Origin of the sequence: Nonomuraea fuscirosea, from assembly GCF_035917475.1 — a bacterium.
GTDB classification, from domain to species: Bacteria; Actinomycetota; Actinomycetes; order Streptosporangiales; family Streptosporangiaceae; genus Nonomuraea; species Nonomuraea fuscirosea.
This window is the reverse complement of the sequence record NZ_CP109074.1, coordinates 2121790-2135181: the sequence shown is the minus strand read 5'-3', so window position 1 is coordinate 2135181 and position 13392 is coordinate 2121790. Positions and strand designations below refer to the sequence as shown.

General features: G+C 71.0%; 12 protein-coding genes. 6 read left to right on the top strand and 6 right to left on the bottom strand.

The features are described from left to right. Positions 1-9: 9 nt before the first annotated feature. Positions 10-1680: an acyl-CoA dehydrogenase family protein gene (locus OIE67_RS09515; protein WP_326638672.1), complete on the bottom strand. Its 1671-nt coding sequence runs from the start codon at positions 1678-1680 to the stop codon at positions 10-12. Between the two features lie 30 nt (positions 1681-1710). On the opposite strand from OIE67_RS09515, the gene OIE67_RS09510 reads away from it, so the two are divergent. Further along, entirely contained in the window at positions 1711-2430 is a 720-nt protein-coding gene (locus OIE67_RS09510) for a PaaX family transcriptional regulator C-terminal domain-containing protein (RefSeq protein ID WP_326638670.1), read from the top strand. 5 nt (positions 2431-2435) lie between these two features. On the opposite strand, the gene OIE67_RS09505 is transcribed toward OIE67_RS09510, so the two are convergent. The 3 genes from OIE67_RS09505 to OIE67_RS09495 all read right to left on the bottom strand — a co-directional run bounded on the left by OIE67_RS09505 (position 2436) and on the right by OIE67_RS09495 (position 5672). Next, entirely contained in the window at positions 2436-3422 is a 987-nt protein-coding gene (locus tag OIE67_RS09505) for a hypothetical protein (protein ID WP_326638668.1), read from the bottom strand. A 106-nt stretch (positions 3423-3528) separates the two neighbouring features. Then, positions 3529-4926 (bottom strand): glutamate--cysteine ligase, encoded by a 1398-nt coding sequence (locus OIE67_RS09500; protein ID WP_326638666.1) that lies wholly within the window; start codon positions 4924-4926, stop codon positions 3529-3531. A 35-nt stretch (positions 4927-4961) separates the two neighbouring features. Further along, positions 4962-5672, bottom strand: a complete 711-nt coding sequence (locus tag OIE67_RS09495) for an SDR family oxidoreductase (protein ID WP_326638664.1) — start codon at positions 5670-5672, stop codon at positions 4962-4964. Between the two features lie 102 nt (positions 5673-5774). On the opposite strand from OIE67_RS09495, the gene OIE67_RS09490 reads away from it, so the two are divergent. Further along, the gene (locus tag OIE67_RS09490) at positions 5775-6605 is read left to right on the top strand and encodes a helix-turn-helix transcriptional regulator (RefSeq protein WP_326638662.1); all 831 of its coding nucleotides are present in this window, start codon (positions 5775-5777) and stop codon (positions 6603-6605) included. Position 6606: 1 nt separating this feature from the next. Beyond that, a complete protein-coding gene (locus OIE67_RS09485) occupies positions 6607-7653 on the top strand; it encodes a zinc-dependent alcohol dehydrogenase family protein (protein ID WP_106234623.1) in 1047 nt (348 codons plus the stop codon). On the opposite strand, the gene OIE67_RS09480 is transcribed toward OIE67_RS09485, so the two are convergent. Beyond that, on the bottom strand, positions 7622-8110 hold the full coding sequence (locus OIE67_RS09480; RefSeq protein WP_326638659.1) for a carboxymuconolactone decarboxylase family protein: 489 nt from the start codon (positions 8108-8110) through the stop codon (positions 7622-7624). The genes OIE67_RS09485 and OIE67_RS09480 overlap by 32 nt on opposite strands. A 68-nt stretch (positions 8111-8178) precedes the next feature. On the opposite strand from OIE67_RS09480, the gene OIE67_RS09475 reads away from it, so the two are divergent. Further along, positions 8179-9150 (top strand): aldo/keto reductase, encoded by a 972-nt coding sequence (locus OIE67_RS09475; protein ID WP_326638657.1) that lies wholly within the window; start codon positions 8179-8181, stop codon positions 9148-9150. 51 nt (positions 9151-9201) lie between these two features. After that, positions 9202-10881: a DNA polymerase/3'-5' exonuclease PolX gene (gene polX, locus OIE67_RS09470; protein ID WP_106234620.1), complete on the top strand. Its 1680-nt coding sequence runs from the start codon at positions 9202-9204 to the stop codon at positions 10879-10881. A gap of 1036 nt (positions 10882-11917) precedes the next feature. Here the strand turns inward: polX and OIE67_RS09465 are convergent. After that, positions 11918-12337 carry a YkvA family protein gene (locus OIE67_RS09465; protein ID WP_326638654.1) on the bottom strand — a complete coding sequence of 140 codons (420 nt, stop codon included), beginning with the start codon at positions 12335-12337 and terminating at the stop codon, positions 11918-11920. 150 nt (positions 12338-12487) lie between these two features. Between OIE67_RS09465 and OIE67_RS09460 the strand changes: the two genes are divergently transcribed. After that, positions 12488-13225, top strand: a complete 738-nt coding sequence (locus OIE67_RS09460) for a hypothetical protein (RefSeq protein WP_326638652.1) — start codon at positions 12488-12490, stop codon at positions 13223-13225. Positions 13226-13392: the final 167 nt, after the last annotated feature.

Sequence of the window (13392 nt, the reverse complement as noted above, 5' to 3'; positions counted from 1 at the left end):
CGGCGCCGTTCAGAGGCTCACCGCGCCCCGTACCAGCTCGTCGAACGGGTCCTCCGCCGGGCGGTCGATCCCGCGCAGCGGGCCCTGGTCGGCGAGATGGGCCTCGGCGTACAGGCGAGCCACCAGGGACTTGCGCCCGTCGTCCAGCCCCCACGTCGCCTGGTCCTCCAGCAGCGCGGCGGCGTACACGTCGGCCATGAACTGCGCCAGCGGATAGAGCCGCTCCTCCGCCACCGAGTGCTCCAGCGCGGACCACGCCTCGATCGCCTTGGTCAGGTCGTCGACGCGCCCGCGGACCAGGTCGGAGGTGGCCAGCGTGCGCAGGTGGTCGAGGAAGGGCAGGTGGGCGCGTTCCTTGAGCATGGCCCGGCGCACGTCCAGGCAGAGGATGTTGTCGCCGCCCTCCCAGATCGGGTTGACCTGGGCGTCGCGCAGCAGCCGGGCCACCGGCCACTGCTCGATGTAGCCGTTGCCCCCGTGCACCTCGATCGCGTCGCTGGCCGCGGTCACGCCGAGCCGGGCGGTGCGCAGCTTGATCAGTGCGGGGGCCAGGCGCAGCCGGGGCCCGACGTGGCCGTCGAACACCAGCGCCTGCGCCGCCTCGACCTCGACGATCAGCTCGCCCAGGCGGCGGCGCATGAGCGGCTGCTCGATGAGCGGCCGGCCGAACGCCTCGCGCGAGCGGGCGTAGCAGAGCGCCTCGACCAGGGCGCGCCTGGCCACGCCGAGGCCCATCATGGCCACGCCGAGCCGGGAGGCGTTGGTGAGCTTCATCATGGTGCCGAGGCCGGAGCTCTCGCCCGAGCCGGTTCCGGCCAGCAGGAACGCCTCCGCCCGTTCGAACTCGACCTCGGCGGAGGCGACCGACCTGGTGCCGAGCTTGTCCTTGAGCCGGCGGATGCGCACGCCGTTGCGGCTGCCGTCGCGCCGCTCCCACAGGACGAGGAACGGCGCCACGGCCCCTTCCGGCATCCTGGCCAGCACCACGAACGCCGAGCCGCCCGCGTTGGAGGCGAACCACTTGAACCCGGACAGCAGCCACGCGTCGCCCTCGGGCACCGCCTCGGTCTCCAGCGCGGCCAGGTCGGACCCGCCGCTGCGCTCGGTGAACATCTGAGCGGCCTCGCCGGAGTAGTAGCCGTCGGCGAAGATCTCCCGTACCCGATCGCGTACGTCCTCGGGCGCGTGTTTCTCGGCGAGGGAGACCACCATGTCCCCGCCCGTGCCGAGCGCGCAGCCCATCCCGATGTCGGCCTGATCGAGCAGGTACGTCCACGCGGCGCCGAGCGCGGCCGGATCGGCCCCGTTCGCCCTGGCCTGCGCGGCGAACGAGGGCGAGGTGAAGTTCTCGCCCATGAGGGCCTGCCGGGCGGTGTGGAACGACGGCGGCATGACGACCTGACTGATGTCTCTGCCCCACTTGTCGTACTTCTCCAGCCGCGGCGGGTTCCTGTCGGTCTCCTCGGCGCACTCGGCGACGAGCCCGCCCATCAGCTCGCCCAGCGCGTCGAGGTGCGGCTCGGCCCAGGCGAGCCCGTCGCCCAGGTGACGCCGCATGAGCAGGCGCAGGGTGGGGTCGCCGCGCCACCAGTTGCGACCGGCCGCGCCCTGGTAGCGCTCGGTGGCGTAGCGGTCGCTGCGCTCGCCGCGGTCGAAAGCTTCGATGAGGTACCGGCCCATACCGTGAGTGTTACATATACTCGACACGCGATGGAAGAGCGTAATACCACGTTGAGCGCGCGTTCCGCGGTCCTGAGCGCGCTGCTCGGCAGTCACCCGCCCCGACTGCCGGCCCGCCACCTGGTGCGCATCGGCGCGCTGTTCGGGATCGCCGAGGGCACGGTCAGGGTCGCGCTGTCGCGGATGCTGGCGGCCGGCGACCTGCTCCAGTCCGACGGCCAGTACACGTTGTCGCGGCGGCTGGTCGAGCGTCAGGCCAGGCAGGACGAGAGCCGCGACCCGCATCCGAAGCCGTGGGACGGCACGTGGGAGGTGGCCGTGGTCACCGCGGAGCGGCGGGCTCCGGCCGAGCGGGCCGCGTTCCGGCACGCGATGCTCGCGCTGCGCCTGGCCGAGCTGCGCGAGGGCACGTGGATGCGGCCGGCGAACCTGGCGCGGGCCTGGCCGGAGATCGTCACGGCGCAGTGCACGCTGATCGACGGCCGCCCGCACGGCGACCCCACACCGCTGCTGTGGGATTTGGACGGCTGGGCGTCGGAGGCGCGCCGGCTGGAGCGCTCACTGGGCCGGGCCGAGGGGCTGGCCGAGGGCTTCCTCGTCTCGGCCGCGGTGCTGCGCCACCTGCTGGCCGACCCGCTGCTGCCGCCAGAACTGCTGCCGGCCGGCTGGCCGGGGGCCGAGTTGCGGGCGGTCTACGACGACTTCGACCGCCGCTACCGCGAGGTCCTGCGTCATCACCTCGACGGCTGAAGGACTCAGAGGCCGACGCCGAAGATCGTGCGCTTGTTCCTGAACTCGGTGACGCTCCACAGCTTGCCGTCCTGCACGGTCAGGTCTTCGGGCCCGATCGGGAACGGCCTGGTGCTCAGGGTCTGGCCCTCGTAGACCAGCAGTTTGCCGTTGGTGGTGGCGTTGGCCGCCTGGCTCAGGTACCACTTCCCGCCCTGCGACGTGGCTCCCTGGATCTTGGGGTGACCCATGACGAACGCGTCGACCGGCTGGCCGCCGGCCAGGTCGAGGTCCCAGCGCCCGACCCAGCCGCCGGGGTCGTTCTCCCGGTATTCGCCGGTGATGAGGCGCGGCGTGGCGCCGCTGCGGTCGATCGAGACGAACGAGAAGCGCGGCCCGGCCTGCGCCACCTTCCAGAAGTCGGTCTGGGGGATGACGTAGCGGTAGCCGAAGGCGTGCAGCTTGCCCGCGTGCCTGCCGACCCGCTGCGGGTCGCCCAGGTCGTTCTGGACGGTACGCAGGTCGAGCACGTTGTTCAGGTCGAAGACGCGCAGGCCGCGTACGGTGTCGGCGACGTAGAGCAGGTCGCCGTGGCAGGCGATGCCGCCCGCGTGGATGTCGATCGGCCCGTACGCCCCGTCCGGCTTGGCCTGCACCAGCAGCGCGTGCCGGTACTTGAGCGTGCGGGGGCTGACGAACGACAGCCTGATGCCCCGTTCGCCGGCCTCCGGCCTGAAGTACCAGCTCACCAGGAACGACGGCACCCCGATCCCGCCGGAGTCGTCGCTGCCGCTCAGGCCCTGCGGGTACCAGTCGGCGCTCTGCTGGTCGCCGTCGTCGAAGGAGTACCACTCGGCCGGCCTGGGGTTCATCGAGCCCATCGTGGCGCTCGCGCCCTTGCGTCTCATCGCCCGGTTGGCCGCCGCGAGCACCGCTTCGACGGAGGTGCTCCCGATGTCGCTCGCCAGCTTGGCCGCCCCATCCGCCAGGTCGCCCGTCGCCCGATTCAGCACAAAAGCCGACTTATCGGTAGGAACCATGCCCGATGCCGCCATATCTTCCTCACCTTTTTCCGTCTCTTGACCAGTCTGACGGATAAAGGGCGACCAAGGTTTGCGATCACTTCCACAAATGCACAGGCGTTCCTGTCAGAGCCAGCTCCCGATAGCGCCGTACGAGCCGGCGCCGGTCGCCGCCGAAGCGCTCCAGCGTCTCCCGCTGCCAGACCGACCCGGTCCGCCGCGACCTGGTCCGCTGCGCGATCACGCCCAGCGCCCGGTCCGCGTCGCCCGGCGTCACCCCGGCTCCGAGCAGCCCTTCCCGCGCCTCGGGCAGCAGCGACAGCACCAGCTCCGCCGCGTCGAACTCGCCCTCCCTGCCCGGCCAGGCCAGCTTGGCGTCCAGTCCGTGCATGGCCGCGCGATAGAAGTTCTGGTACGCCTGTGCGAACTGGTAGCCGGTCAGGTCCCGCTCCGCCTGCGACAACGTCAGCCCCAGCAGGAAGGCCGTGTTCGCCGCCATGTCCGCGCACGAGGGCCCCGCGGGCAGCGCCCGCATCTCGACCCGCAGGTGACCGCCGTCCGCCGGGTCGTAGACGGGGCGGTTCCACTGCCAGATCGTGCCCTGGTGCAGCCGCAGCTCCGGCACCTCGTGCCGCTGCGCGCCCTCGCTGAGGTCGGGCAGGATCGGGTCGTAGTCCTTCACGTAGCGCTCGAACAACTCGTGGGCGCCCTCGTACACCCAGTCGGAGCCGAACGTCACCCGCCCGTCCCTGCGTTCCAGCCGCTGCACGTCGCGGTCGTCGGCGGCCTCCTCCATCAGCGCGATCCGCGTCTCCTCCCACAACTGCCTGCCCAGGAAGAACGGCGAGTTGCCGCACGCCGCCAGCACCGGCCCGATGGCCAGTTGCGCGGCGTTGAACACCCGGGCGAAACGCTCAGGAGGCGTGCGGATGTGCACCTGCCACGAGGTGTTGGCGCTCTCGAGGATCACGTCCTCCACCGACAGCTCCAGATCCTCGATCTTGACCAGGAACGGCTCCAGCCGCAGCCGCCTGAGGCCCCTGCTCATGGCCCGGTAGCGGTTCTGGTCGCTCATCGCGCCCAGCGTGAAGTCCTCGGTGTCGAGCGTGGGCAGGATGCCGATGGGCACCGCTCCCCCGCCCTCCACCGCCGCGTCCACCTTGGCGATCGTCTCCTGCACCTCGCCGCTCAGCGTCTCGAAGGGCCTGCCCGCAAGGGGTGTGGGGGTCAGGTTCACCTCGATGTTGAAGCGGCCCAGCTCCAGCACGACGCGGGGGTCGCCGAGCGACTCCTGCACCTGGCTGTTGCGCGGCAGGGGCCGGCCCTCCTCGTCGACCAGGAACAGTTCGAGCTCGGCCCCGATCGTGGTCGGCCCCTGGCCGAAGCCCGGGGTGTCGAGCAGCTCGCGCAGCACGCCGAGCTGCTCGCGGATGCGTTCACCGAACTGAGCGTATTCCGCCTCGGTGAAGCGCTCCTTGTCCAAATCTCTTCCCATCACCCCCCTCTGTCCTTTTTCCCGTTCTTGACACATCACCAGGCGATCACACCCTCCTCGTCCAGGTAGGCCCCGGTGGGTCCGTCCGCATCGATCGTCGCGAGCCGTACGGCGACCGCCGCACCCTGCTCCGGCGTGCGCAGGCCCATGTTCTCGTTCAGGTCGGTGGCGCAGTAACCGGGGCTGACGGCGTTCACCTTGATCGGGGTGTCCTCCAGCTCCTTGGCGTAGCAGACGGTGATCATGTTGAGCGCGGTCTTGGAGGAGTTGTAGGGCAGGTGGTTGAACGGCCGGAAGGGAGAGGCCGGGTCCAGCGCCATACCCAGTGAGCCGAGCTCGCTCGACAGGTTCACGATCCGGCCGGCCTCCGACCGGCGCAGCAGCGGCAGCATGGCGTTGGTCACGGTGACGACGCCGAACACGTTCGTCTCATAGACCTCCCTGACCTGCACGGCCGTGAGCGCGCTGGGCTGGAGTGCGGTCATCCCGCCGCTGATCCCGGCGTTGTTGACCAGGATGTCGAGCCGGCCGTACTCGGCCTCGACCCACTTCGCGGCGGCGCCCACGCTCGCCTCGTCGGTCACGTCCAGCCGGACGAACGGCAGCCCGAGCCGCCCGGCCGCGGCCCGCCCGCGTTCCTCGTCGCGCGCCGCCACGATCGCGGTGACGCCCTGCCCGGCCAGCAGCCGCGCGATCTCGTAGCCGATTCCCTTGTTGGCACCCGTGATGAGGGCGATCTTCGTCATGTGTCCACGTTCGCCCAGGTCAAGCCGGCGCCGGGAGAGACCTGAGAAGGCTGGTACCAACGATGCCACCCACGCGGACGTCCCACCACGGAGGATGGGGGGATGAACCGCGACGAACTGGCCGATTTCCTGCGCGCCCGGCGCGCCCGCGTCACCCCCGCCGAGGTGGGCCTGCCGGGCGGCGGCCGCCGCCGCACGCCCGGTCTGCGCCGGCAGGAGGTCGCGCAGCTCGCGGGCATGTCGATCGACTACTACATCCGCCTGGAACAGGGCAGAGGGCCGCACCCGTCACGGCAGGTGCTCGGCGCGCTGGCCAGGGCGCTGCTGCTGACCCAGGACGAACGCACGCACCTGTTCCACCTGGCGGGCCAGCCGCTCGACCCTCCGCGCATCAGGGAGGACGTGCCGGCGAGCCTGCTGCACCTGATCACGTTCCTGGAGGAGGTGCCCGCGTATGTCGTGAACGCCCGCGGCGACCTGCGCGCCTGGAACCCCATGGCCGACGCCCTCATGGGCGGGCTGAGCACCCTGCCGCCCGAGCGGCTCAACGTGATCCGCTGGGTCTTCCTGTCGCCCCAGATCGCCGAGCACCTGAGCGACGAGGAGAAGGGCCGCTTCGCCCGCGCCTCGGTCGCCGACCTGCGCGTCTCCGCCGGCCGCTACCCGGAAGACCGTGCCCTCCAGGCGCTGGTGGCCGAGATGCTCGCGCTCAGCCCGGAGTTCGCGGAGCTGTGGGCCCAGCACGACGTGGAGATCCGCCGCGAACAGCGCAAGCAGGTCGTCCATCCGGCGGTCGGCGTCATCGACACGATCTGCCAGGTCATGCCGGTGCCCGACCGCGACGACCTGCGCCTGGTGCTCTACACCACCGAACCCGGCTCGCCGTCGCACCGGGCCTTGCGCGAGCTGCGGCAATTGACTCTAAGCTCATGAGATGCGAGCGGTTGCCTTTGACATCTTCGGTGGAGAGCTCGACGTGCGCGAGCTGCCCGACCCTTCCCCGTCCGCGCACGGGGCGGTGATCAGAGTCGAGGCGACCGGTTTGTGCCGCTCCGACTGGCACGGCTGGCAGGGCCACGACTCCGACATCAAGGTCCTGCCGCACGTTCCCGGGCACGAGCTGGCCGGCGTGGTCGAGGCGGTCGGCTCCGACGTACGCGGGTGGCTGCCGGGGGCGCGCGTGACGGTGCCGTTCATCTGCGCCTGCGGCACCTGCGCCTCCTGCGCGACCGGCGAGCAGCAGGTGTGCGAGCGGCAGACGCAGCCCGGCTTCACCCACTGGGGCTCCTTCGCCGAGTACGTCGCCATCGACCACGCCGACGTCAACCTGATCGCCGTCCCCGAGGACATGGCGTACGCCACCGCCGCCGGGCTCGGCTGCCGCTTCGCCACCGCCTTCCGCGCCGTGGCGCAGGTGGGCGAGGTGCGTCCCGGCGAATGGGTGGCCGTGCACGGGTGCGGCGGCGTGGGCCTGTCGGCGGTCATGATCGCCACGGCGGCCGGCGCGCGGGTGGTCGCGGTCGACATCAGCACCGACGCGCTCCACCTGGCCGAGCTGGCCGGCGCCACCCACTTCGTCAACGGCTCGGCCGGCGACGCCGCCGCCCAGGTCAGAGAGCTGACCAGGGGCGGGGCCCACGTGTCGATCGACGCGCTGGGCAGCCCGCAGACCTGCGCGGCCTCCGTCGAGAGCCTGCGCCGCCGGGGCCGGCACGTACAGGTCGGGCTGCTGCCCGGCGGCGCGACACCGGTGCCGATGGAACGGGTGATCGGCCACGAGCTGCGGCTGCTGGGCAGCCACGGCATGGCCGCGCACGCCTACCCGCCGATGCTGGAGCTGATCAGAGCCGGCATCCTCCACCCCGACCAGCTCGTCACCCGCACGATCGGGCTCGCCGACGCCGGCAAGGCACTGGCCTCGATCGGCTCGGTGCCGGGCGTCACGATGATCACTCCTCGGTCCGCACCCGGAGCGTCCTGACCACCAGCGCCAGTGCGGCGTGGTGGGCCACCAGCAGCACCAGCTCGATCCGGCCCGCCTCGTCGTAGCGGTCGCACAGCGCCGCCCACGTCGCGTCGGTCAGGTCGCCTGCGTAGTGCAGGTCGTCGGCCACCTGGAGCACGAGCTGGTCCTCGACCGACCACAGCGCGTCGGGCCTGCGTACCAGCTCGATCTCCTGGGCCGGCAGGCCTTTCTCGCGGGCCCGCCTGGCCTGGCGGGCCCACTCGTACGCGCTGCCGGAGTGGTGCGCCGTGCGCAGGGTGGCCAGCGCGCGGTCGCGGGCGGGCAGCGTGCCGTCCTGGAGGGCGGCGTCGAAGCGCCGCCAGGCTTCGTACAGGAGCGGGTGCCTGGCCAGGGTGGCGAACACGTTGTACGGGCTGGACTTGGTGAAGTCGTCCCATTCCCCTCGGGGAAGGGGCCGCACGCGGGGCTTCATGGTCGCCAGCATCTCCCGTGCGGACGCCCCAGGCCAGCCGCCGGATTCATCCTCATAAAGTGTGCACCATGGATTACACGCGACTCGGTGACACAGGTTTGAAGGTCTCGCGGATCTGCCTCGGCATGATGAGCTACGGCGACCCCGCGAAACAGGACTGGGCGCTGCCCCGGCAGGACGCCGAGCCCCTCGTCCGCAGGGCGGCCGAGGCCGGCGTGACGTTCTTCGACACCGCCGACGTCTACAGCGCGGGCGCGAGCGAGGTCGTGACCGGCGAGGTGTTGCGCGCGATCTTCCCGCGCCGCGAGGACTACGTGCTGGCCACCAAGGTGTACTTCCCGATGGGCCGGGGCGCCAACGACCGGGGGCTGTCGCGCAAGCACATCCACGCGGCCATCGACGCCTCGCTCGAGCGGCTGGGCACCGACTACGTGGACCTCTACCAGATCCACCGCTGGGACGACGACACGCCCATCGAGGAGACCATGGAGGCGCTGCACGACGTGGTCAGGGCCGGCAAGGCCCGTTACCTGGGCGCCTCGAGCATGTGGGGCTGGCAGTTCGCCAAGGCGCAGCACGTGGCGCAGGTCAACGGCTGGACCGGATTCGTCTCGATGCAGCCCCACTACAACCTGCTCTACCGCGAGGAGGAGCGCGAGATGCTGCCGCTCTGCGCCGACCAGGGCGTGGGCGTGATCCCGTGGAGCCCGCTGGCGCGCGGCGTGCTCGCCAGGGCGGGCAGCTCCTCCGCCACGACGGCCAGGACGGGGTCGGACGGGCGCATCGACTACCTGTACGACCCGGAGAACGACAAGCAGATCGTCGACCGCGTCGCCGAGGTGGCCGCCGGCCGGGACCTGCCCGCCGCCCAGATCGCGCTGGCCTGGGTGCTGGGGCGGCCCGGCATCACGGCGCCGATCGTGGGGGCCACGAAGGAACGGCACGTGGACGACGCGGTGGCGGCCGTCTCCGTGTCGCTGTCGCAGGAGGAGATCTCCTTCCTGGAGGCGCCGTACCGGGCTCGCGAGGTGCGCTTCTGACCCGGGCCCGTCAGGGATTGTTTGTCGGACCGGCACCCTAAGGTATGGGTCATGCGGGCAAATGAGGAGGCGGCGGCGGCGCTGCAGGAATACGCGGAGCTGTTCGCGCTCTGCGGCGGCGACGCCTTCCGGGTGCGGAGCTACCAGAAGGCGGCCAAGGCGATCGCCGGGTTCCCCGACGACATCTCGGTCGTCGACGTGCGCGGCGTCCCAGGGGTGGGCGAGGCGATCGCCAAGAAGATGGAGGAGTTCCTGCAGCGCGGGAGCTTCCGCCAGCTCGACGACCTGCGCGGCCGCGTGCCCGACGGGGTGCGGCGGCTGACCAGGGTGCCCTCACTCGGCCCCAAGACGGCCATCATGCTGTTCGAGGACTACGGCATCGACTCGTCCGCGGCGCTGAGCGAGGCGATCACCTCCGGTCGCCTCGACGGGGTCAAGGGTCTCGGCCCGAAGACCCTGGCCAACCTGCTCAAGGGCATCGAGCAGCTGGAGCAGTCGGGGCGCCGGGTGCACATCGGCGTCGCCATGTCGCTGGCCGAGCAGGTGATGGGGTCGCTGAAGGCCGAGCGCATCGCGTACGCGGGCTCGCTGCGGCGGATGAAGGACACGATCGGCGACATCGACATCCTCGCCGTGGCGCCCGAGTCCATCATGGACGACTTCCGCGCCCAGCCCTACGTCGCCGAGGTCATCGCCTCCGGCGACAAGAAGACCTCGATCCGCACCACGTCCGGCATCCAGGTCGACCTGCGCGTGGTGCCCGCCGGTTCGTGGGGCGCGGCCATGCAGTACTTCACCGGCTCCAAGGAGCACAACGTCGCCATCAGGGAGATGGCGGTCAAGAAGGGCTGGAAGCTGTCCGAGTACGGGCTCTTCGAGGGCGACCGGGTGATCGCCGCCGAGTCCGAGGAGGACATCTACGAGGCGCTCGGCATGCGGTTCGTGCCGCCGCCGATGCGCGAGGACGGCGGCGAGGTCAAGGCAGCGCTGGCCGGCGAGCTGCCCGTGCTGGTGGAGCTGGCCGACCTCAAGGGCGACCTGCACACCCACACCGACCTGACCGACGGCATCGCCACACTGGAGGACATGGTCGCCGCCGGTCACGCCCGCGGCTACTCCTACTACGCGGTCACCGACCACGCGCCCGACCTGGCCATGCAGCGGATGACCCTGGACAAGGCGCTGGAGCAGCGGGCCAGGGTGGCCGAGCTGCAGGCGCGCTATCCCGGCATGCGCCTGCTGCACGGCAGCGAGCTCAACATCGCCCCCGACGGCTCGGTCGACTGGCCGGGCGAGATCCTGCGGGAGTTCGACGTGTGCGTGGCCTCGGTCCACTCCCACTTCGGCATGCCGCGCGACGAGATGACCCGCCGCTTCATCGCCGCCTGCGAAAACCCGTACGTCGACATCATCGGCCACCCCACCACCCGCAAGATCGGCAAGCGCGAGCCGGTGGACGCCGACTGGGAGGCCGTCTTCCGCGCCGCCGCCAGGACCGGCACCGCCATGGAGATCGACTCCTACCCCGACCGCTCCGACCTGCCCGCCGACCTGGTGCGGCTGGCCAGGCACCACGGGGTGAAGTTCTCGATCGACAGCGACTCCCACGCGATCCCGCACCTGGCGAACCAGCGGTACGGGGTGGGGATCGCGCAACGGGCCTGGCTGACCACGGACGACGTGATCAACACCTGGCCGCTGGAGCGCCTACTCGCCTTCTTCGGCCGCTGACGCCCTGCGGCCGGGGGCCGCTCCGTCGCTGATGTCCGATCATGAGGGACTTCTCCGTCGCCGACGTCCGTCGCGGGGGCCTCTGGACCGTCCTTCATCATGGGGGCTTCTAGACCGTCCTTCGTCATGGGGCCTCTGGACCGTTGACGGCCGTCGCAGCTCACCGGGCGGTGGCGTCCGTCACGGGGCCCTCTCCCGCATTGACGTCGTCCGCCGCAGGAGCCGCCGGGTGGTGGCGAGGCGTGCTGGTTCAGCCGCTCCAGGGGTGGAGGCGGTCGCGCCAGACCCAGAGGCCTTTGTGCTCGCCTTCCTTGAGCCGTACCCAGTGGTCGCGTCCACGCCCCCTGGCGGCGCAGGTGGCACGGACGGGCTCCTTCGACGGGGCCAGCTCGGCGCGCTTCCGGTACTTCTTGCCCGGCCCCTTCCTGACAGGTGCCGATTTGTCCGTCGCCGACACGTAACGACAGGTGGGAGATCCATGGCCGTATCCCGCTGAGGCGGACCAGGCGAGCCCCGCGAGCGTCGCCGTCCCGACAGGGCGAGCGAGCCCATCAAGCCCCGGCATCCAGACCGGCCGAGCAAGCCCACCGCGCCCCACCGTCTCCTCCGGCCCGACCTCCGCCATCTCCCCAGCGGTCACGCCCTCCGACCAGGCGGGCCGGGCAAGCCCATGGGACCCGACCGTCCCCTCCGCCAGCACCCCCGCGGTCACGCTCCCCGTCCAGGCATACGCGGCGAGATCCGCCATCCCCGTCCGGGCGGCGGGGTGCGCCGACGGTCTGACCGCGCTCGCCGAGCTCATGGTGGCACTCGCGGTCGCCGTACACGCTGAGGTGACGGGAGTGAGGGCGAGCGCGGCTCCGACGACGACATGGGTGGCGGCGGCTCTCATGCGGCGATCCCCCTTCCGACGGACGCGGGTCCGAACGGATCTCCGTCCGAACGGATCTCCTTCACCTCACCAGCGACTTAATGCCACAGAAGTCAACATTTTGCCCGGGCATGGAGGAGTGAGCCGCCGGGACGCCCGGTGCCGCTACGGGAGGCGTTTGTGCAGGCCCGTGAGCCGTACCAGGGCCGCGAGCCCGTCCGCGCTCCCCGGCCAATGACGTTCCACCACCGCCGGCCCCGCCCTCCGCACCACCGACCGCAGCACGGCGGCGACCACGATGGCGTCGTCGGCGTACCCGAGGACGGGGATGAAGTCCGGGATCAGGTCGATCGGAAACGCGAGGTAGGCCAGCAGCAGCCACAGCCGGACCCGTACGCCGCGAGGCAGGTCCCGATCGGCGGCCAGCCGCCGGACGAGCCGCAACATGTCGGGCAGAAGCCGCAGCGACTCCCGCAACAGACCGCCACGGGGCCGTACGACGACGAGCGCGACCACCAGTGCCGCCCACGTCACGATCACCGCGACCGCCGCGCCGATCACCAGCTCCCACCACGTCCCGATCACGTTCCTCCTCGCGCGAACAGCAGCTTCGACGCCCAGAGACAGGGGTCGCTCGTCAACCGCCAGCATGACAACCCGTGGGCTGATGCGCCCAGCCCCGCCATACGAAAGAGTGTTCCCACCACTCCCCCACCCAAGGAGACCCCGAGGAAGATGCAGCCCATGCGGAAGAAGTCGCACAAGCTGTGGGCGCGGCTGCTCGCGATTCTGACAGCGCTGCTGGTGGCCGCCGGCGCCGGGGTGGCCCTGGCCTACCCGTCCCTGGGTTCGACGTTCTGCCCCGGCTGCTACGGCCTGACGGAGCTGGAGGAGTCCGTCCACACCGAGGACGGCCTGTCCGGCGCCCAACAGGAGCGGGTGAGACAGACGGTCCGGCAGGCCCGCCGCCTCGTCCACGACTTCTACGGCACCTGGCGAAGCTCCCCCACCGTTCTGGCCTGCCTGACCGAGCGCTGCTACGAGCGCATCGGCGGCGGCAAGGAACGCGGCATAGCGGTGCTCAACCGGTCGGTGATGCTCTCCCCCAGGGGCATCGATCCGGTGATCGCCGCGCACGAGATGTCCCACGTCGAGCTGCACACCCGGCTCACGTCCGGAGCCGAGGTGCCGCAGTGGTTCGACGAGGGCCTCGCGGTGGTGGTCGCCGACGATCCCCGCTACCTCGCGCCGAAGACGGCCGCGGACCGCTGCCTGGTGACACCGTCGGGGCCGCTGCCCGCGACCCTCGACGAGTGGCTGAACGCCGCGTCCAAGGACGTGACGACGTACGCGAAATCCGCCTGCCAGGTGAGCCGGTGGCTGGCGGCCAACGACGGCCGCACCGGCCTCCTCGCGCTGATCGACGATCTCAACGCCGGCCACCCGTTCCCCTTATCCGCGCACCCGGCCTGACCCCGCCGTCAACCGTGGGCGGGTTGGCTCGGGCCCGGAGCCGGGTAGATGGTGCGAGGCAGAGACTGGAACGTTCCCGTACAGCTGAGACAGGTTTCGGCAATGGGGTCGCCACCAGACAGGGCGAGGAGATTAAATGGTTTCCAGGTAGGAAATAGGTATAACGA

Coding starts and splice junctions, on each gene's coding strand:
- OIE67_RS09510 (WP_326638670.1), top strand. CDS start 1,711: ATGGAAGAGCGTAATACCACGTTGAGCGCGCGTTCCGCGGTCCTGAGC.
- polX (WP_106234620.1), top strand. CDS start 9,202: ATGCGGGCAAATGAGGAGGCGGCGGCGGCGCTGCAGGAATACGCGGAG.
- OIE67_RS09500 (WP_326638666.1), bottom strand. CDS start 4,926: ATGGGAAGAGATTTGGACAAGGAGCGCTTCACCGAGGCGGAATACGCT.
- OIE67_RS09460 (WP_326638652.1), top strand. CDS start 12,488: ATGCAGCCCATGCGGAAGAAGTCGCACAAGCTGTGGGCGCGGCTGCTC.
- OIE67_RS09495 (WP_326638664.1), bottom strand. CDS start 5,672: ATGACGAAGATCGCCCTCATCACGGGTGCCAACAAGGGAATCGGCTAC.
- OIE67_RS09515 (WP_326638672.1), bottom strand. CDS start 1,680: ATGGGCCGGTACCTCATCGAAGCTTTCGACCGCGGCGAGCGCAGCGAC.
- OIE67_RS09480 (WP_326638659.1), bottom strand. CDS start 8,110: ATGAAGCCCCGCGTGCGGCCCCTTCCCCGAGGGGAATGGGACGACTTC.
- OIE67_RS09485 (WP_106234623.1), top strand. CDS start 6,607: ATGCGAGCGGTTGCCTTTGACATCTTCGGTGGAGAGCTCGACGTGCGC.
- OIE67_RS09490 (WP_326638662.1), top strand. CDS start 5,775: ATGAACCGCGACGAACTGGCCGATTTCCTGCGCGCCCGGCGCGCCCGC.
- OIE67_RS09475 (WP_326638657.1), top strand. CDS start 8,179: ATGGATTACACGCGACTCGGTGACACAGGTTTGAAGGTCTCGCGGATC.